14 protein-coding genes are annotated in these 18187 nt (G+C 54.8%); 9 read left to right on the top strand and 5 right to left on the bottom strand.

What is annotated here, in order from left to right; translation table 11 throughout:
* From BUB55_RS05035 to BUB55_RS05020, 4 genes are all read left to right on the top strand, one after another.
* Positions 1-1209 (top strand): ABC transporter permease, encoded by a 1209-nt coding sequence (locus BUB55_RS05035; RefSeq protein WP_073188776.1) that lies wholly within the window; start codon positions 1-3, stop codon positions 1207-1209.
* Positions 1202-2392, top strand: a complete 1191-nt coding sequence (locus tag BUB55_RS05030; protein ID WP_073188774.1) for an ABC transporter permease — start codon at positions 1202-1204, stop codon at positions 2390-2392. The genes BUB55_RS05035 and BUB55_RS05030 overlap by 8 nt, the downstream gene beginning before the upstream one ends.
* A gap of 134 nt (positions 2393-2526) precedes the next feature.
* A complete protein-coding gene (locus BUB55_RS05025; protein ID WP_234971806.1) occupies positions 2527-3219 on the top strand; it encodes a zinc metallopeptidase in 693 nt (230 codons plus the stop codon).
* Positions 3220-3227: 8 nt separating this feature from the next.
* The gene (locus BUB55_RS05020; RefSeq protein WP_073188770.1) at positions 3228-3512 is read left to right on the top strand and encodes a hypothetical protein; all 285 of its coding nucleotides are present in this window, start codon (positions 3228-3230) and stop codon (positions 3510-3512) included.
* A gap of 12 nt (positions 3513-3524) precedes the next feature.
* Here BUB55_RS05020 and BUB55_RS05015 read toward each other — a convergent pair whose 3' ends face one another.
* Together BUB55_RS05015 and glmS are read right to left on the bottom strand one after the other, a co-directional pair.
* On the bottom strand, positions 3525-4742 hold the full coding sequence (locus BUB55_RS05015) for a segregation/condensation protein A (protein WP_083596885.1): 1218 nt from the start codon (positions 4740-4742) through the stop codon (positions 3525-3527).
* Positions 4743-4782: 40 nt separating this feature from the next.
* Positions 4783-6612 carry a glutamine--fructose-6-phosphate transaminase (isomerizing) gene (gene glmS / locus BUB55_RS05010; RefSeq protein WP_073188768.1) on the bottom strand — a complete coding sequence of 610 codons (1830 nt, stop codon included), beginning with the start codon at positions 6610-6612 and terminating at the stop codon, positions 4783-4785.
* Between the two features lie 161 nt (positions 6613-6773).
* Here glmS and BUB55_RS05005 point away from each other — a divergent pair, with 161 nt between their 5' ends.
* Both BUB55_RS05005 and BUB55_RS05000 read left to right on the top strand, forming a co-directional pair.
* The gene (locus BUB55_RS05005) at positions 6774-7871 is read left to right on the top strand and encodes an FKBP-type peptidyl-prolyl cis-trans isomerase (protein ID WP_083596884.1); all 1098 of its coding nucleotides are present in this window, start codon (positions 6774-6776) and stop codon (positions 7869-7871) included.
* 93 nt (positions 7872-7964) lie between these two features.
* Positions 7965-9308, top strand: a complete 1344-nt coding sequence (locus BUB55_RS05000) for a M23 family metallopeptidase (protein WP_234971805.1) — start codon at positions 7965-7967, stop codon at positions 9306-9308.
* 9 nt (positions 9309-9317) lie between these two features.
* Here BUB55_RS05000 and BUB55_RS04995 read toward each other — a convergent pair whose 3' ends face one another.
* The 3 genes from BUB55_RS04995 to BUB55_RS04985 all read right to left on the bottom strand — a co-directional run bounded on the left by BUB55_RS04995 (position 9318) and on the right by BUB55_RS04985 (position 12944).
* Complete coding sequence (locus tag BUB55_RS04995) at positions 9318-10829, bottom strand: S41 family peptidase (RefSeq protein ID WP_083596883.1); 1512 nt, start codon at positions 10827-10829, stop codon at positions 9318-9320.
* Between the two features lie 32 nt (positions 10830-10861).
* Positions 10862-12130 (bottom strand): S41 family peptidase, encoded by a 1269-nt coding sequence (locus BUB55_RS04990; RefSeq protein ID WP_073188765.1) that lies wholly within the window; start codon positions 12128-12130, stop codon positions 10862-10864.
* Positions 12131-12191: 61 nt separating this feature from the next.
* Positions 12192-12944 carry a leucine-rich repeat domain-containing protein gene (locus BUB55_RS04985; RefSeq protein WP_073188763.1) on the bottom strand — a complete coding sequence of 251 codons (753 nt, stop codon included), beginning with the start codon at positions 12942-12944 and terminating at the stop codon, positions 12192-12194.
* Between the two features lie 247 nt (positions 12945-13191).
* Here BUB55_RS04985 and BUB55_RS04980 point away from each other — a divergent pair, with 247 nt between their 5' ends.
* The 3 genes from BUB55_RS04980 (at position 13192) to BUB55_RS04970 (ending at position 18174) form a co-directional block, all read left to right on the top strand.
* The gene (locus BUB55_RS04980) at positions 13192-14028 is read left to right on the top strand and encodes a TIGR02147 family protein (RefSeq protein WP_073188762.1); all 837 of its coding nucleotides are present in this window, start codon (positions 13192-13194) and stop codon (positions 14026-14028) included.
* A 15-nt stretch (positions 14029-14043) separates the two neighbouring features.
* Positions 14044-16008 carry an FISUMP domain-containing protein gene (locus BUB55_RS04975; RefSeq protein WP_073188760.1) on the top strand — a complete coding sequence of 655 codons (1965 nt, stop codon included), beginning with the start codon at positions 14044-14046 and terminating at the stop codon, positions 16006-16008.
* A gap of 276 nt (positions 16009-16284) precedes the next feature.
* Positions 16285-18174, top strand: a complete 1890-nt coding sequence (locus BUB55_RS04970; RefSeq protein WP_073188758.1) for an AIPR family protein — start codon at positions 16285-16287, stop codon at positions 18172-18174.
* Positions 18175-18187: the final 13 nt, after the last annotated feature.

Genomic DNA, 18187 nt, shown 5'->3' with positions numbered 1-18187 from the left:
GTGTTCCGGGATTTCTTTAGGGCTGTCCGCAAGATTTATTTCAGCCACAACATTGTGCTGTGGCTGATTGCGCTCATTTTGCCCGTTGGCGTTTCGGTGTTCATGCTCGACGTTTTCTCGGCCGAGATTATTCAGCACATCCCCATAGGCATTGTCAAGCAGGACCGTTCCGAGCTTGCCGATAGGCTTTCGCGTGCGCTCGATGCGAGCCCTGTGCTTGACGTTGTGCTGGAGTGCGAACAACTGTCGGATTGCGAACATGCGGTAATTCGCGGAGAACTCCAGGCGTTCATCGTGTTCCCCTACGACATGGAACGTCGGGCGCTCCGGCTTGAAACTCCCGTGGTGCCGGTGTATTCTAGCGGGCAGAACTACCTCACGAATACCTTTGCCGCCAAGGAAGTCCGTTCTATATTCTCGACAATCGGCGGAGACCTTTTTACTCGCGCCATGGAAGAACCCGTGCGCGTGGAACTCAAGTCCGTGGGCAACACCCTGGGCAACTACCAGGGCTTTTTGGCGATGGGCCTCATCACGTCCATTTTCCACTTGGCTAGCATGCTGGTGGCGGTTTACGTGATGAGCCTGCCGTTCCGCGACCATCGCGTTCGCGAATTCCTCGCCGCAGCGGGCAATTCCCGCGTGACGCTCGGGCTTGCGACGGCTCTCCCGTTGGTGCTGGTGCAATGGCTTTCGCTGGTAGGCACGTATGCCTACGCCCACCGCACGCTCTCGCCAATGACTTTTGACGAATTCATCGTTGTCTCGGTGGCACAGCTCGCCATGGTGCTCGCTTGCGTCGGTGCCGGGATTTCGTTTGTGGGCATTACGGGCAACATGCGCATGGGCACGAGTGTCGCGGGCGTTATCGGGAGCCCCGCCTTTGCCTTTGCCGGGCAAACGTTCCCGCTCATGGCGATGCCTTTGGCAGTAAAGCTTTTTGCGATGATCCTCCCGCTTACCCACCTTCTCAAGGTGCAGGCGGCCATGTTGCTTGGCCCCATAGGGAAGGCGCAGGCCTGGGACCCCATTGTGGTTCTCCTCGCCATGGCGCTTTTCTGGAATCTTTTGGGCGGACGCCTTATGTTTATGCGTTGGAAGCGTGCCGCGAAGAGGGAGGCCGCTCGCAACCTTCCTCAGTACAACACTTTGACGGGGACCGAAATCAAGCCCGCATCCGCCATGGTGGAGGAGGCTCCGCATGATTGAACTCTTTAGGCGCATATTCCGCGTGGCGTTTGCCGAATGGAAGCTTTTTTATACGGATCCGGCAGCGGTGCTTTTGCTTGTGGTGGCGGGAGTGCTCTACGCGTTCTATTACCCCACGCCTTACGTAAAGCAGACGGTGACGAAAATCCCCGTTGCCGTTGTGGATTTGGACCATACGATGATGTCGCGCGAACTGACCCAGATGGCGGCTTCGACGCAGCAGGTCGAGGTGCGCTACATCTACTCCGAAATTCGCGAAGCCGAGATGGCGCTTGCAAGCGAGGACATCTATGGCTTCATGGTCATCCCGCAGGATATGGAGAAAAACCTGCGCAATGGCGAGAGTGTAAACGTGAACGTGTTTACCCACGGAGCCTACGTGATGCTCCACGGCAATATCGGCACGGCGTTCACGACGTGCGCCCTCACGGTGGGGGCGACCACCAAGGTAAAGCGCATTGCGCTCGGCAAAAAGGTGCCAGCGGCAAAGGCGATGGCGATGCGTGACCCGGTCCCGCTCAGCATCCAGACGCTCTACAACAATACTGGCAGCTATTCCAATTACGTGGTTCCTAGCGTGCTTGTGGTGATCCTCCAGCAAACGCTGGTCATTGGCATCTGCATTTTGGGAGGCGCCCGCGCCCACCGCAGGTTCCGCCGCAAGCACCGTGAAAGCCCGGTGGAGAACGAGACTCTCCCTTACCGCTATTTTGGTCGGTCGCTCGCATACTTTTTGCATTACTGCACGTTCATTTTGTTCTACCACTGTGTCATTTACAACGTCTTTGATTTCCCGCGCCGCGGAGAAGTGCTCCCGATGGTGGCGTTCGCCATCGTTTTCCTCTTCGCGGTCATCAACTTTGGGATGGTGATTTCGCAAGTCTTTTTGCGCCGTGAAACGGCGATGCAGATATTCCTCTACGCATCCATCCCGATACTCTTCCTCACGAACTTCAGCTGGCCTACCGCCCTGATGCCGGCATGGATGCGCGGCTTCTCGTGCTTGCTCCCTTCGACGTTCGCCGTGCCCGCGTGGCTTTCGATTGAGCAGCGCGGCGCCGATATCTTTGATGCGGCGGGGCTGTTGATCCCGCTTGCGAGCCAGGCCGTGTTTTACCTGCTGCTTGGGCTTCTTTTGACGCACGTGCGCGACGACTCGCGTCTCCTTACGGGCGACATGTGATTTAGACGAAAGAATGCCCCTATGGGCCTACATACGAAGGACGAAAGATTGTATTTTTATAGCGATAAGGATTCTAATCACTAACCACTAATCACTAACCACAGTTTACTTCTATGATGTTTGATCCTTTATATATGACCATCCTATTGGTGACGCTTGCCCTCTCGGGCATTGTCTCCATGCTCGTTAAAACCCGCTTCGCTGCCGGACAAAAGGTAGCCATCTCCAGCGGGCTCACCGGTGCCGATGTCGCCAAGGCCATCCTCATGGATGCCGGGATTACCGACGTGAAGGTCCTGGAACACCATGGATTCCTTTCGGACCATTACAATCCGCTCAACAAAACGCTGAACCTCTCCAAGGAAGTTTATTACGGTCGCAACGCCAGCGCTGCCGGTGTCGCCGCGCACGAGGTGGGGCATGCCATCCAGCATGCGCAGGGGTATTTCCCAATGTGGCTGCGATCTGCCATTGTGCCTGTTGCGAACATTGGCAGCAATCTCGGTCCGTGGCTCGTAATTATCGGAATCGTGCTGATGGGTGCCGGACGCGCTCTCGGCTATTCTCTTGCTCTGGCGGGAGTCGTTCTCTTTGCTGCCGCCACGCTCTTTACGTTGGTGACGGTCCCTGTGGAGTTCGACGCCAGTTCCCGTGCCAAGAAGGCGCTTGCCCGCATGGACGTGGTGGCGCAGGGTCGTGAATACAACACGGTCTCGGGCGTGCTCTTTGCCGCGGGCCTCACGTACGTGGCTGCCGCGATTTCTTCCATTCTGCAACTGCTCTATTGGGCGTACCGCGCGGGGCTTCTCGGCGGGCGCAGGGACTAGGAGGCCTTATGGCTGTAAAGACGCTTACCATCGAATGCCCCATGTGCAAGGGCGAAATCGTCGTGGACGCCGATACGGGCGAAGTCCTCTCGCATAAGGAATACAAAAAAGAGGTCAAGTCGTTTGACGACTTCCTCAAGGAACAAAAAACGCGCAGTTCCGACCTCGAGGCGAAATTTGCCGCGGCGCAGGAGGCGCAAAAGAACCGCGCCGAGCTCTTGCAAAAGAAGTTTGATGCTGCCAAGCAGAACAAGGACCTCAAGGATCCTCCGCCGAGCATCAACTGGGATTAACTTGTATTGAATTTATTCCTGGGCTCCGTAAATCACGGGGCCTTCTTCGTCGTCGGAATTGCTTTCGTCGCTGGCAGATTCCGCGGCAGTTTCGGTTGCAGGCTGCGCGACGTTCTGTTCGGCGGGTTCTGCGATAGGCTCTGTAACTGGCGTTGGGGTCTCGGGTGAGGCGGCGACCTCGGGTGCGGCCACCGATTCTGTTCTAGGGACGGCGGGATTATCGTCCTGCATCAGGTCGGCAAACGGGTTCTCCTGCACTTCGCTCAGGTCTTCGCGGCCCTCGAGCATTGCCTGCAAATCGTCCTCGGTCACGTTCCTGCCGCGGGTGGTCCACAGCACCGCTTCCTTCATCACCGCGGCGATGTCGCCTACGCTGCCCTGCTGGCTGCGGGCAAGCGCTTGGTTGCGAATCTCTTCCACAAGGCCGGGTTTCACGTCGGGGTCTTTGGAGAAGAACACGGTTTCGTTAGCCATTTCTTCGGCGTATTCCGCGTTGTTCTTTTTGCGGTAAATCCAGATAGGTCCAAAGAGCTCGCTCTGGCGGAACACCAGCTCGTCGGTCTTGATCATCTCCAACAGGGCCATGAACGTCACCGCCGCCACGATGGGGTGGGAGTCGTTGTCGAGCAGGTCCTCAAAGAGGGCACGTCCGTTTACGCTCAGGTAGTTGTTGATGGCTTGCTGACGGTCCTGGATGGTTACGTAGTCCAGCTCAATGTGGTGGACCGTTTCCGAAATCTTGGTCTTCAAACTCTTGGTATAGGCGCGGAACAGCTGCCAAATATTGGCGTCGGCGAGGGTGTCGTCCTCATTCTGCGTTTTTTCGAGGCGCCCGCGGCTGTAGGTGCCAAAGTTCTCGCCTTCCATTTCTTGGAGACCGCTGGCGACCTGCTTGTAGCGCTGGTACTCCAGCATCTCCTTCATCAGCTGTTCGCGGTCGGCGTTGAACTCCTCGACCAGTTCTGGGTCGCGCTCTTCGGCGGGCAAAAGCTCTTGCACCTTGAGTGCCATGAGACGGCTCGCCATGTACAAAAAGTCCCCCGCCTTCGAGAGGTCTGTGTCGCCGATACGGTCCACCCATTTGCAAAAATCGTCGGCGATTTCGGCAATGGGGATTTGGTCCAAAGACATTTCCTTTTTTTGGACCAGGTACAGGAGCAAGTCCATGGGGCCGTTGAACGACCCTATGCGTACTTCGTAGTCTTCTTGCTCTTCGACTTCTTGCATCATGGGATAAATGTAGTAACTAGCAACTGCGCCATAGGCGCAGCTACTCCACCGTCACGCTCTTGGCGAGGTTGCGCGGCTGGTCCACGTCGTTGCCGCGGAGCACGGCAATGTGGTAGGCAAGCAGCTGCAGCGGCACGCAGGTGACAATCGGCATGAGCATCGGGAGCGTCTGCGGCACCTTGATGATGTGGTCGGCAATCTCGTCGAGGGGGTGGCAGTCTTCGGTGGTCACGGCAATCACGCGTCCACCGCGTGCCTTGATTTCGCGGACGTTGCTGATCACCTTGTCAAAGAGGGAGTCCTTCGGGGCGATGACCACCACCGGCATGTTCTCGTCAATGAGGGCAATCGGTCCGTGCTTCATTTCGGCGGCGGGGTAGCCCTCGGCGTGGATGTAGCTGATTTCCTTGAGCTTGAGCGCGCCTTCCATGGCGACCGGGTAGTTGAAGTGGCGGCCCAGGTAAAGGAAGTTGCCCGCCTTGGAGTACTGCTTGGCTATCGCCGCGATGTCGTCGGAGAGCTTCAGGGTCTTCTCGACAAGGGTCGGGAGTTCGAGCATGGCTTTCGCGATGTCGGTGCCGTTCTCGATCGAGAGCCTGCGCTGGCGTCCGAGCAAAAGTGCAATCATGGCGAGCACTGCTACCTGGGAGGTGAACGCCTTGGTGCTCGCAACGCCGATTTCGGGACCGGCGTGTAGGTACACGCCGCCGTCGCTTGTACGGGCGATGGTGGAGCCCACGCCGTTACAAATGGCAAGCGCCGTGGCGCCCTTTTGCTGGGCTTCCCTCAATGCGGCGAGGGTGTCGGCGGTTTCTCCGCTCTGGCTAATGGCGAGCACGAGCGTGCCCGGCTTGATAATGGGGTTCCTGTAGCGGAACTCGGAGGCGTATTCCACTTCAACAGGCACGCCTGCCAAATCCTCGATCATGTATTCGCCGACCATGCCGGCGTAGTAGCTGGTGCCGCAGGCGGTAATGATGATGCGGTTGATGTTCCTCAGTTCCTTGATGTTGGTGTCAAGGCCTGCGAGTTTGGCGTTGCCTTCGGCGGTGAGCAGGCGTCCGCGCATGGTGTTGCGGAGCACTTCGGGCTGCTCGAAAATTTCCTTGAGCATAAAGTGGGCGAACCCGCCCTTGGCGACGGCGTCGGCGTCAAATTCCACGTTCTCGACTTCGCGCTGCACTTCGTTGCTGTTCAGGGTCACAATGTTGTAGTGTCCGTCCTTGATCTCGACAACGTCGTTGTCATCGAGGTAAACCACTTTTTGCGTGTAGTTGATGATGGCAGAGACGTCACTCGCCAAAAAGAATTCGTTGTTGTTGCCGATGCCCAAAATGAGCGGGCTTCCGCGGCGGGCACCAACCAGGGTCCCCGGTTCCTCGCTGCAGATGACGGCGATGCCAAAGGTCCCCTCGACTTTGGAGAGTGCCTTGAGGACGGCAGCCTTGAGGTTGCCGCTGTAGTACTTGGCAATCAGGTGAGCGACGACTTCGGTGTCGGTCTCGGACTTGAACTGGACGCCTTCGCTGATGAGCTTGCCCTTGAGGCTTGCATAGTTCTCGATGATGCCGTTGTGGACAATCGAGATTTTCCCGTCAAAGCTCGTGTGCGGGTGGGCGTTTTCCTCGGTCGGGGCACCATGGGTGGCCCAACGGGTGTGGGCGATGCCAACGGTCCCCTTGAGGGAACGGGCCTTGAGTTTCTGTTCAAGGGCGCTGATTTTTCCCGAGGCTCGGACAACGTCAATTTTCCCGTTTTCGACCAGGGCAACGCCCGAGCTGTCGTAGCCGCGGTACTCCATCTTTTTGAGACCGTTGACAAGCACTGGCAGGGCTTCATTTTGACCGATATAGCCTACGATTCCGCACATATAAATTTCCTTGAAAGAGGAAGTTTTTCCCGTATTCCTTTACGGTACTATGTATTACGCGCAAAATATACGAAAAGATTGTGTAAAAATTAATTTTTTGTGCGATAAATCACACTTGTTTTGCTATTTTAAACATGTCAGTTTAAAAAAAGAGGATTCTTATGAAGACTAAATTGATTGTTGCTGCAAGCGCTATTGCCTTGCTTATGGCTGGTTGTGATCAGCTGTGCCAGGGTACCCAGACCAAAAAGACCTTGGTGACCGAAAAGGACAAGTACAGCTATGCCCTCGGCGCCCATTTTGGTAATCAGGCCCATTTCCAGCTGGTGACCCGTGACTCCATTGATTTGGACATCGACCTCTTCATCCAGGCCTTCAAGGAACGCTACAACGACGATTCCGCTGCTTTCTTGATGAACGATTCCGTCATTTTCCAGACCCTCACGGAACTCTCCCAGAACCGTCAGGCCGAAAAGATGAAGAAGGATAGCCTCGCTGCCGAAGCCAACAAGGCCGCCGGCGAAGCCTTCCTCGCCAGCAACAAGACTGCCGAAGGCGTTGTGACTACCGCCAGTGGTCTTCAGTACAAGGTTATTACCGAAGGTACCGGTGCCGTTCCGGGCGATTCCGACATTGTCAAGGTCAACTACACGGGTACGCTCCTTGACGGTACCAAGTTCGATAGCTCTATCGACCGTGGCCAGCCGCTTGAATTCCCGATCAACGCCGTGATTCCGGGTTGGACCGAAATGCTCAAGCTCATGAAGGTGGGCGGCAAGGTCACCGCTTGGATTCCGAGCGACCTCGCTTACGGTCCGCATGGCCGTGGCCCGCAGATTCCGGGCAACAGCCTCCTCGTGTTCGAGATGGAATTGATTGATACTCACGCTGCCGCCGCTCCGGCCGCCGAACCTGCTAAGGCTGAACCTGCCAAGGCCGAAGCCAAGCCTGCTGCCGAAAAGAAGGCCGCTCCGAAGGCCGAAGCTGCCAAGCCGGCTGCCGCTCCTGCCGCCAAGGCCGAAGCCAAGCCCGCTGCCGCCGCTCCGGCTGCCGCTCCTGCCGCCAAGGCCGAAGCCAAGCCTGCCGCTGCCGCCCCGGCTGCTGCTCCTGCCGCCAAGGCCGAAGCCAAGCCCGCTGCCGCCGCTCCGAAGGCCGAAGCCAAGCCTGCCGCCGCCGCTCCGGCTGCCGCTCCGAAGGCCGAAGCTGCCAAGCCGGCTGCCGCTCCGGCTGCTGCACCGGCTGCACCGGCTGCCAAGTAATTTCGTGTTGAAATTTCAAAAGGCACCTCTCTCTGTGAGAGGTGTTTTTTATTTTTGTGCTGATTAAAATAATCCGTTTTATTTGAGGTCCCCGTGATTCGTTGCTTGTTTGTTTTGCTCTCCCTGGTGCTATGCCTTGCCGGTTGCCGAGAAGAGGTGCAAATTCAAAGGTTGGCCCAGGAACAATCGGTGTTAACGCGACAGGTGGATTCCCTGAAAGCCGAGATCCAAAAGGGGCAAAATCTTATTAGCAACACCCGCGTCATTAGCGACACCGTTTGCGCTGGCGAAGGACCGTTTCACGTTTTTACCCGTTTAAAACAGCAGGTGAGCGGCGGTGACCCGGCTCTCTTCAAGATTGCCGAAGAGGACCTCGGCAAGGTCTACCTCGCCATGCAAGACAGTGTGGAGTTTAAGCTCCGCGTCGGCGAGACCTTTTACGTGATGGTCGATTCCAACAATCGCGTCCAAAAGTTCCGCTACGCCGTGAACCCGATTACCGTGCACTTGGTGAGCCGCACCGATACGGGGTTCGTCTATTCGCTTGTCGACAAGCCCGTGGTCAAAAAGCACTCCATTTACGAGGGCGTTCTCGAAGAGGGGAGTACCCTGAACGGGATCCTCTTTAAGGTGGGGATACCGGGTCGTATGGTGGGCGTCGTGAGCGGAGTGCTCCAGTGCAAGGTGGCGTTCCCCCTGGCACGTGCCGGCGACCGGTTCCGCATTTTGCTCGAGGATACCTATTACCAGGATTCCATTTGGGTGAGCGGCAAGGTGATTTACGCCGAGTTCGAAGGCCGCATTGTGGGCCATCACGAGGCGTTCCGCTACGAAGACGAAGACCCTCGCAGTTCTTATAACGCCCACTACACCGAAGATGGCGACGCCTTGATTTTTGACGGGCTCCGTTACCCCCTGGAGCACCTCCGCATTACGAGTTCCTTCGGTTCCCGAGTCCACCCCATTACCGGCCAGCGCAAGGTCCATTACGGTATTGACTACGGCGCCCCCACGGGGACGGTGGTGCATGCTGTGGCCGAGGGCAACGTGACGGTTTCGGGTTACGACGAGTTCAGCGGCAACAAGATCGCCATCCGCCATAGGGACAATTCCGAGAGCTGGTACATGCACCTGCAATCGCGCGGTGTGGCCGTGGGCTCCAAGGTCTCGCCGGGCCAGGCGATTGGCCGCGTGGGCTCGACGGGCCGCAGCACCGGTCCGCATCTGCATTTTGGTTTCAAGAATGCGCAGGGCGCCTGGATCAACCCAGCTTCCAAGACGATGATTGCGACTCCCAAGCTGGCGGGTGCCCGCTTGGCTCGCTTGCAGGAGCAGGTAAAGGAAATCCGCAAGCAAATCGACTTGACGCTTGCGGCTCCTGCCGTGAAGGCGAACGACACCACCGATGTGATGGTGCGTATGCGTCGTTTGGACTAGCGATAAATTTTATTTGCGGCCAATTTTCCCGAACGGGCGGCTGTTGGACTTTTTGTACATGCCGAGGCTGTTTCGAGTCGGGATGACTGGCTTGACCGGCGCCTTTTTCGATAAGACCATGTATTTGTTCTGCACCACGGAGGCGTAGCCTGCCGTGCGCTCGCGCTTGCCTTCCTTGGCTATGGCGAGAGCAGAGTCCATCATGGCCGTGGAGATGCTCTCGTCGACATCGGGGAGGATGCCGTACATGTGGTAGGTTTGGTGGTTGCGGTCAAAGACCATGGCGTTTGTGAAAATGATGGCGCCTTTTTGGTAGGAGGGAAGCATGCTGTAGCCAACGCCCTTGCCGTAGGTCAGTTTGCCGACCACCGGGGACTTTTTATTGGTGACTACGCCTAGGATGTTGTATTCGGCGCAGCTCGCGGAGTTCTCGTCGGCGAGGAATACAATGTAACGGTCCTTGGCAATGCCGTCTTCGGTAACAAAAATCGTGTCAATGGCGATGATGGGGTCGCCAGTGATGGTGTCTGCGGTGGCGTGGTATTCAAAGCTGATGATGTCGTCTTTTTTCAGGACTTCTGCGGCGATGGCTTGGCACTGGTTGCCGTCGCCACCGGGGTTCCCGCGCAGGTCGATGATGGTCGCCTTGGTGTTTTGCGTCGCTTCCAGGGCTTCCAAAAATTCACCATAGGTACCGCTGTCGCTGGGGGTGTTCTCGTTGGCGTATTCCAGAATGCGGATGACCGCAACGGAATCGATAATCTTGTAGGTCACGGACGGTTGTAGGTACGGGGTGATGGTCACTTCCAGGATCAGCTCCGTGCGCTCGCCGTTTACGTTGCGGGCGATGTTCACCGCCTTCTTGTTCCCGGCAAAACCTTGGGAAATGAGTTTGAACAGTTCCTCGGAATCCACGATGGTTGCGTCTATAGAAAGGATGGTGTCGCCAACCTGGATCCCCGCCGTGGCTGCCGGAGAATTGTGGTAAACCTGCATTACAACAACAGAGGACTTTTCGCCGTTGTTGATAGTGTGGACGTTTACGCCGACGTCGAACGAGGAGTCCCTGGATTCAAAGTCTTCCAAAAAGTCGTCGAAACTCATTTGGGAAGGGTCTATGTAGGCGGTGTATTCGTCGCGCAGCGTGGCGAACATAAAATAGATGTCCTTGATGGAGTTGGAGATATTTATGTCGGCGCGGATGGCGGTTTCTCCAAAGCCAATGTAGTCTGTGCGTTCGCGCAGCTGTTTGTACCATGTGGTTCCATTGGGTTTCAAGGAGTCGCTGTGGGCGAACAGGTAATAATAGCCCAGGACCTCGTAGGCGTACTCGAATTCTTTTTCGTCTTCGCTAAGGTTGTTCCAAATATAGTCGTATTCTTCTTGGGATTGCGCATCGCCTATTGCCGCCAGGCCTTTGCCATTGTATTCAATTTCGTCGTCCGCATTATCTACGGTGCAGGCGCATGTCAGGAGGGCCAAAAACAGCAGGGAGCCTAGTAAAAGAGAATGTTTTTTCATGAGAAATTCCTTGTGCTACAAAGTCAATATAATTATTCAAGTTCGTTTTGTTGGAGGATGGCTCCGCCAACGTTTGGATTTCTCTCGATAATCGAGAAAGGCGACAAGTCCTCGGGCGTTTTTCCTGGTTTGGCAAGAGCCCCCGATTTGGATTTGACAAAATCGGAAACGCATAATACCATGTCCCCGTCGCATTCGTAGTCGGGGACGATACCCTTTTTGTGGTAGGAATTGCCCTTGGGTGTCTTGAATTCCAGGTTGGTGATGATGGCGAGTCCGCCGGCTATTGTTTTCCAGTTGGTCTGGCCGATTCCCTTGCCAAAAGTGGTCTTGCCCAGGATGGGCGTGTCGGTGAGCTCCGAAACCGAGGCGGCGAAAATTTCGGCACAGCTCGCGCTGCCGCCGCTGGCGAGAATCACGAACTTGCCTTTTTCGCCGGGATCCCCTTTGACCGCTTCCATGGAGAGTTTTTTGTAGGCGTTTTTGCCATCGGGGGCAAAAGTGCGCCACTCGCGTGTCGATAGCGTCCCTTGGCTTACGAACATGTCGGCGGCGCGCACGCATTGCGAAACGTGCCCGCCGGGGTTTTTGCTGATGTTGATGACGCGCGTTGACTTTTCGTTTTGGGTGGAGTCCAGGTAAGCTTTGAGCTCCCCGACGGTTCCGCTGTCTTTGTCGGCGGTATTGAGCTTGAATTCGGTGATGGTCACAAAGATGACGCTGTTGAGGGTGTCCACAAAAACGGTCGGTGCGTACACCGTCTCTTTTGTTAGGTTGTATGTAGTCTCGGTGGAGTCCCGGTAAATGACCAGCTCCACCTGGGCGCTGGTGTCGAGAATGGCGTTGTAGGTTGCAAAGGCGTCGTCCCCGGCCAGCTCGACCCCGTTGACGGACCTGATGTTGCTGTAGCGGGGGATGCCCGCCCTGCCGGCAGGGCCGTCGGGGTAGACCCGGTAGGTGAAGATCGGGTACAGCGAGTTGGCGAGGAGCATGTACTCCATGCCCACGTCCCCTTCCACGATGCTCGTGTTGATGCTGATGGAAACCGCTTCGCTTTTGCTGGGCGGCACGTAGCGCGTGTAGGGGTCTTTAAGCGCTTCGTACAGGGTCTGCACGGAGTCGCCCTCGGGGTCCAGGTTTGGGAGTTCGTCTTCAAAGAGGTAGGTGCGCTGGAGCAACCAGTAATTGTATTCGAATTCCGTCGGCGTGGGAGTGCTCTCTACCGGCTGTAAAAAGTCGCTGCACGCTGCAAGTAAAACGAGGGCAGGGAGAAGAATAGTTCGGAGTTCAGATTTCAACATCCTAAACCTGCAATTCTAGTAACTCAGAACTAGTGACTATCAACTTCGCCGAAGGCGGTGCCTACTGGTCGATGCTCAAGTTCTTTTTGTCGAGGAGGACGCGCGGCACGCCGGCATCCATCGGGTTCTCGATAATGGAGATGGTCTTGAGGCTTTCGCATTCGGCGAGACTCTCGGGGAGGGTCGAAAGCTGGTTCGTGTCGAGCACGAGTTCGCGAAGCTTGGCGAGCTTGCTGAATTCCGAGGGGACCGTGGTCAGCTGGTTCCCGGAGATCATCAAAATCTCGAGGTTCTCGAGTTGGCCGAGCGCGCTGGGGATGCTGGTCAGCTCGTTGTTGTCGAGGTAGAGCTTCACCAGGCTCTTCATGTTGCCGATGGAGGCAGGAATTTCCGTGAGCATGTTGTCGTGCAGCGAGAGCTTCACGACCTTGGTCCAGTTGCCAATCTCGGTGGGGAGGTCCATCAGCTGGTTCTTGGCGATGTTCACCGTGTGCAGGTTCTTGAGGTTGCCGATGGAAGCCGGCAATTCAGAGAGGCTGTTGTAGCCCAGGTACAGGTGGTCGAGCTGGGTGAGGTTCCCGATGGTCTCGGGGAGTTCCATCAAGTCGTTTTCGCTGACCGAGAGGCTCTTGAGCTTTTTGAGTTTTCCCAAGTCGTCGGGGAGTTCCACCAGCTTGTTGCGGTCGAGGTTGAGTTCTTCAAGGGAATCAATTTCGAACACTTCCGGCGGTACAATACGGAGTTCCTGCTGGGACAGGTCCAGTGAAGTGGCCTTCTCGGCTTTGGCTTTTGCAATCACATCCATCAAATTCATAATGCAACTCCTCGGGTTCTTACCCAATAAATCATAGCATTTTTGGAATGGCTCGTAGGGCATGGAACTAAAAAAACATGGTTTTGGCGTTTTTACGCCCCCGTTTAGGTATTACCCGTTTTTCATTGTATTGCAAAATTAAAAAATTTTGAATTTTGCTCATAAACTGCGTAAATTTTGCTAAAAACCGAATATTTGTATTGCACTATTGTTTGCATCCCTCTAGGGAAAGAGGTAGTTTATAGGCATGAAACAGGTTACAGAATACACAGATTACCGTCATTACATATTGGACTATTACACCGAGCGCAAAATGAAGGGTGCGTTCACGTGGCGCGAGTTCGCCCGTAATGCGGGGTTCTCTTCGCCGGTGTACTTGAAGCAGGTGAGTGACGGCCAGTTCAACTTGAGCGCGGAGGCGGTTGAGCGCGTGGCCGCCGCCATGGGCCTTACGGGGCTCGAGCTGCTCTACTTTCGCGCCATGGTCAAGTTCAACCATGCGCCCGATGACCGCAACAAAAAGCGGTATTTCGAGGAGATGCTCTCGATTGCGGGCGATGGCAAGGTGAAGGTTTTGGAGGGGGACGCCTTCAAGTTCTTTAGCAGCTGGAAAAACCAGGTGATCAGGGAACTGGCCTACGCCATGCCAGGCGCGAAGCCCCTGGAACTCGCCCATGCTTGTCGACCCAAGATTACGGCAGCCGAAGTTTCCGAAACACTGAAGTTCCTTACCCAGGTGGGGTTACTGCGCAAGGACGAAAACGGAAACTACAGCGTGGTCGACAAGGCCGTGACGACGGGACCCATGGAGGTCACGCCCGTCGCGGTTCGCGGCCTTCATCGCGAAATGGGCGAGTTCGCGCTCGAGGCCATCGAGGGGGTCCCCCTTTCGGAACGTCATTTTTCGGGCCTTACGCTGGGCGTTACCCAGGAGGCCTACCAAAAGATTGTAGAAGAAATTGCCGCCTTCCGCAAAAGGGTGGTGGCCATCGCCACCGCCCAGAGCGAGACGGATCAAGTGTACCGCTTGAACTTGCAGTTCTTCCCCATGACAAAAATCACAAAGAAAAATTCAAAACAATAGGCTAGGAGCAGTATCATGAAAAAGTTTAGCATTTATACAACGGCAGCGCTCATGGCGCTTGTATCAAATTTCGCAGGCTGTTCCTCGGACGGTGACGGTTCCGTCGCCGGCAACAGCTCCGAAGAAACGGGAATCATCGCCTTGGAAAAGATTTCCATTGCAGGCGTGGCCCGTGTTGGCTTGATCTTGGAAGATGACCAAGAATCTGATTCTGTACAGCGGGAAGAACCGTTGATTACGATATTCAATAATTTTGACAAGGGTTCGGTGGTGACCCTCCATGAACTGGATTGCAAAACGTTCGACGAAACTGGACGAGATTATCTGGGTAATGTCTATGATGACGAGGGCGCCTACAAGGTCGATAGTATTACGATTACGTGCCCGTATGTTTTGGTTGAGGTTTCTGGAAAACTCAATAAAGGCTATTACGATGATGGTCGCACGGCTTCTCTCCGGGCCTTGGTGGACTTACAAACTTCTAAGGACGTGAATGTCAACGTTTTGACTGGCCTTGCTGTTGAGGGTATTTTGAAAAATGTCAAGGCGGGTTCTAGTTTCGCCAACGCAAAAAAGAATGCGGAACAGGCCGTGCTCAAAACCTTTGGAATCTACGATGGCCTTGCGAGTTTTGATTCCATGGACATTTCGGGTAATACTAGGTCGGACGGCGCCTTGTATGCCGTAAGTTACCTGCTGCGGAACTTCTTGTATTATACGCAGAATGTGGTGTACTTGTCCCAAAACATTGCCAGTGGGGAGGAATGGCTAGATGATTCGCGCATGTTGCAATTTGACCTGCAGGGCGGTACTTACAACAAGTCGACCATAGGTAAGGGAGATTTGGCTGACATGGCGATTCGGGCTCGAATGTACAGGTGGCCGAACGAATGGGTGGCAAAGTACTTGCAGAACTATGTTTTGGTGGGATTTGATTTGGATCGGTGTCAGGAATCCAACCAAGGTACTGAAGTCACCTTGAAGGAATATTACGTGGCACGCTGTGACTCGGGGCTATGGCTCGTGAAGGCGAATTACAGCAACTATGACTTTGGTTTGAGCTACACTACAGGTACCATGGTGGATTCGAGAGACAATCACGAATACAAGACGGTCACCTATGATGTGGACGGAGTTGTACAAACCTGGATGGCAGAAAATCTGAATTATGCCGGTGTTGATAGTTTGCTGTGCCCCGGTGGAGAGAACGCTAATTGCGATACCTATGGGCCTCTTTACCCGTTGAATGTGGCTATGGGAATCTCCAATACGCAGAAGTTCCCGTTGGGTATTATAAGGTTCGGCTCTATGGAAAACTGCCTTGATGAGATGAAGGATGGTGCAGATTCCAGCGAATGGCGCGCCCATTGTGAGAAATATTTCGATGGAACGTATCTGGTTGTTGGCGGGACCTATAATAGGGGCGAGTACGCTTATGGAAATCTCAATCGTTGCGTGACCGATATGGAAGACAGTGTTTCAACCGAGGATGCAGAGGATTACTGCGGTGTTTTGTTTGGCGAATTACGAGATTTCGGATGGTTTAAGGCTGAGGAAGGAGGCTACGCCATGTTTTATGCCGCCGACGAGGATAGCGTTTACCACCTGCAGCCCCAGGGCATTTGCCCTGAAGGTTGGAGACTCCCGACGGATCAGGATTTCAAAGCTCTTGAAAAGTGGGTTGGGAAAAGCCGATTTGGCGTGGTCATGAAATCGACGACATGGCCCGAAGCATGGGTAGGAGGGCGCCTTATGTTGGAAGGGGCCGATGCCGTTGGGTTCAATGCGCTTCCGGCGGGCTATGCCGGGGAGGACATTTGTCAGTTTGAAGAATGTAATTTAGGTAAGGGGGCGACTTTTGCTCTTCAGGGAGGCTCATTCTATGTAATTAGCTCTGATTATGCGGCAGGATACGCGCGTATAGGCAACATTGCAGTTTCCGTCCGCTGCATCAAGGATTCTGCCGAAGCTCGCGAATAAAGCCCCAAAAAGAGCGCCATACGCCGATTGCCCAAAATGTACGGATGAGCCCTTGTGTAAACAAGCCCGTCATCCGTACAGGAGGGCTTTTTTTATAAAATTTACACGGATGTGCACTAAAATGTCCGTGTAAACAATAGTTTTTACAAAAGATTTGTGATTTTTGTTCCAAAAATGGTGTTTTGAAGCTATTTTTAGGTAGCGAAATACGGCATAGACATATCTATATATAACAAAAATATATGATATGTCTTCAGTCTATAAATTGAGGAAAAAATGGAACTAACAAAATCGCAGGAACGCCGCTTAGCATTTGTCGCTAGCCTCTTGAGTTTGAACCCTAACGACCCGAACGATCGAATAAAGGCTCTCCGGCACCTGAACCTAGACGAAAACGGATGTTTTCACGGATTCCAGTACTCCCAGGGCTTTATGGAATTCTTCATCTTCCTCGATGAAGACACTCCGCTCGAAAAAGTGGTTGCCCACCTGAATGCCGACCTCAAAATGCTTCAAATCGCCGTTTTCCGTACGAGCGACCCCACGAACCCGTTCTTCCTTTCGCTTCGCGAAGAAGCCGACCCGTGGGCCGTCAACAAGATTGACGACGACGAGGATGAAGACGAAGACGCGCCGGCCAGCCGTCCATACATGGAAACGCTGCAGATCACGGTCTTGCGCACCCGCAGCAGCCGCGACGTTACCGACAGCGAATTGGAACGCACCCTCAAGGACATGCGCCGCAAGCTGAACATTTGGAAGAACGACGTCAAGGCGAAACTCGAAATCATCGCCGAACACGACGACCTCACCAAGGACTTGCGCTCTGCCGACGACAAGCTCGAAATCGTCATGCAGTCCGAACCTTTGCACCTCACCAGCGATCACGGCGAACTCTTCCTCGGTTTCTGCCCGATCCGCACGATTTTCGATTACCACGTAGCACTCGGCAAGCGCCTCAAGACAAAGCACAACATGGCCATTGTCAGTAGCAACATCCGTACTTACCTCGGCAACCTCACTCACACGAACGCCGCCCTCATCGACGCTTTCCAGACCATGGAACGTAATGACGACGAGAACGTGAACATCGACGACTTCCCGTTCTTGCACAACGGCATGACCCTTACGGGTGATGACCTGCGCGCCAAGGAACGTGACGGCAAGAAGGTTCTTGTGATTGAACGTCCCAAGATTATTAACGGTGCTCAGTCCCTCTTTACGTACGAGCAGTACGCCAAAAAGAGCAAGAAGCCCGTGAACCCGCAGGTCCTTGTGAAGGTGGTGGTTCCCTACCCGGGAGCAGACAACTTCCTGAACCAAGTGACCATGGCGAACAACCGCCAGAACCCGGTGTTTAGCTACCACCTGCGTGCCGCCGACGACCTGCAGTTCTTTATTTGGCAGCGTTACCAGGAAGAAGGCTTCACCTACGTTTACAAGGACGGCGTGCGCCTCAAAGCCCGTACCCGTAAGCTCGAAGTGCGTATGCGCCCCGAACTGGCAAAGACCTTGTTCATGATGGACGGCAAGCTTAGCGAATGCCGCAGCAGCGATTGCATCTTTGATAAGGAAACACTCTACCAGCGTTGCTTTGGCGCGTTTGTGCGTGTCGCCCCCGATAAAGAAAAGGACTTTGTCCGCAAGACCATCGCCTTCACCAAGGCTTGGCAGCTCTTGAGCCGCCTCCCGATCAAGATCCGCAAGGTGACTCCGGGCAAGGGCGTCTCCATCGAGGCGAACGACGACAACCCGCTGACCAAGATTACCTTCAATGGCCGTTTGGAAGACAAGTTCATCTTCCGCAGCGCAGTCAAGGACCTGGTGGTCGCCTTGGCACTCCGCCACTGGCTTGTGTTTGGCGATCCGATCCAGGACTTTGAATGGCTTGTCGAAAACGAACTCAACTTCAACGACTCCATCCTCAGGTACGCATCGAAGATTTACACCGAAGACCTCAAGGGTATTCTCATTAGCGAGTTCAAGGACAATCCGGCTTACTACGACACCATCACGACTATCGACAAGGATAGCGGTGAATCGGTGGAACGCCGCCTGTGGAAGGGCTTTGCGAACACCGCGACCTACGACAAGATGCTGGAACTTCTCATTAAGAAGAACTCGTCTTGGCGCCAGTGCCAGGGTGGTATCGAAGCGTTTATCTAACCGCTCGGTAGTC

This window comes from Fibrobacter sp. UWP2 (genome assembly GCF_900141705.1).
GTDB lineage: Bacteria > Fibrobacterota > Fibrobacteria > Fibrobacterales > Fibrobacteraceae > Fibrobacter.
Note: the sequence above shows the minus strand (reverse complement) of the source record. Positions and strands in the feature narration are given on the sequence as shown.

What these genes read in the sequence shown, in the direction of transcription:
- BUB55_RS04970 (WP_073188758.1), top strand. Translation starts at nt 16,285, where the DNA reads ATGGAACTAACAAAATCGCAGGAACGCCGCTTAGCATTTGTCGCTAGC.
- BUB55_RS05005 (WP_083596884.1), top strand. Translation starts at nt 6,774, where the DNA reads ATGAAGACTAAATTGATTGTTGCTGCAAGCGCTATTGCCTTGCTTATG.
- BUB55_RS04975 (WP_073188760.1), top strand. Translation starts at nt 14,044, where the DNA reads ATGAAAAAGTTTAGCATTTATACAACGGCAGCGCTCATGGCGCTTGTA.
- glmS (WP_073188768.1), bottom strand. Translation starts at nt 6,612, where the DNA reads ATGTGCGGAATCGTAGGCTATATCGGTCAAAATGAAGCCCTGCCAGTG.
- BUB55_RS04980 (WP_073188762.1), top strand. Translation starts at nt 13,192, where the DNA reads ATGAAACAGGTTACAGAATACACAGATTACCGTCATTACATATTGGAC.
- BUB55_RS04995 (WP_083596883.1), bottom strand. Translation starts at nt 10,829, where the DNA reads ATGAAAAAACATTCTCTTTTACTAGGCTCCCTGCTGTTTTTGGCCCTC.
- BUB55_RS04985 (WP_073188763.1), bottom strand. Translation starts at nt 12,944, where the DNA reads ATGAATTTGATGGATGTGATTGCAAAAGCCAAAGCCGAGAAGGCCACT.
- BUB55_RS05015 (WP_083596885.1), bottom strand. Translation starts at nt 4,742, where the DNA reads ATGATGCAAGAAGTCGAAGAGCAAGAAGACTACGAAGTACGCATAGGG.
- BUB55_RS05020 (WP_073188770.1), top strand. Translation starts at nt 3,228, where the DNA reads ATGGCTGTAAAGACGCTTACCATCGAATGCCCCATGTGCAAGGGCGAA.
- BUB55_RS05025 (WP_234971806.1), top strand. Translation starts at nt 2,527, where the DNA reads ATGACCATCCTATTGGTGACGCTTGCCCTCTCGGGCATTGTCTCCATG.
- BUB55_RS04990 (WP_073188765.1), bottom strand. Translation starts at nt 12,130, where the DNA reads ATGTTGAAATCTGAACTCCGAACTATTCTTCTCCCTGCCCTCGTTTTA.
- BUB55_RS05030 (WP_073188774.1), top strand. Translation starts at nt 1,202, where the DNA reads ATGATTGAACTCTTTAGGCGCATATTCCGCGTGGCGTTTGCCGAATGG.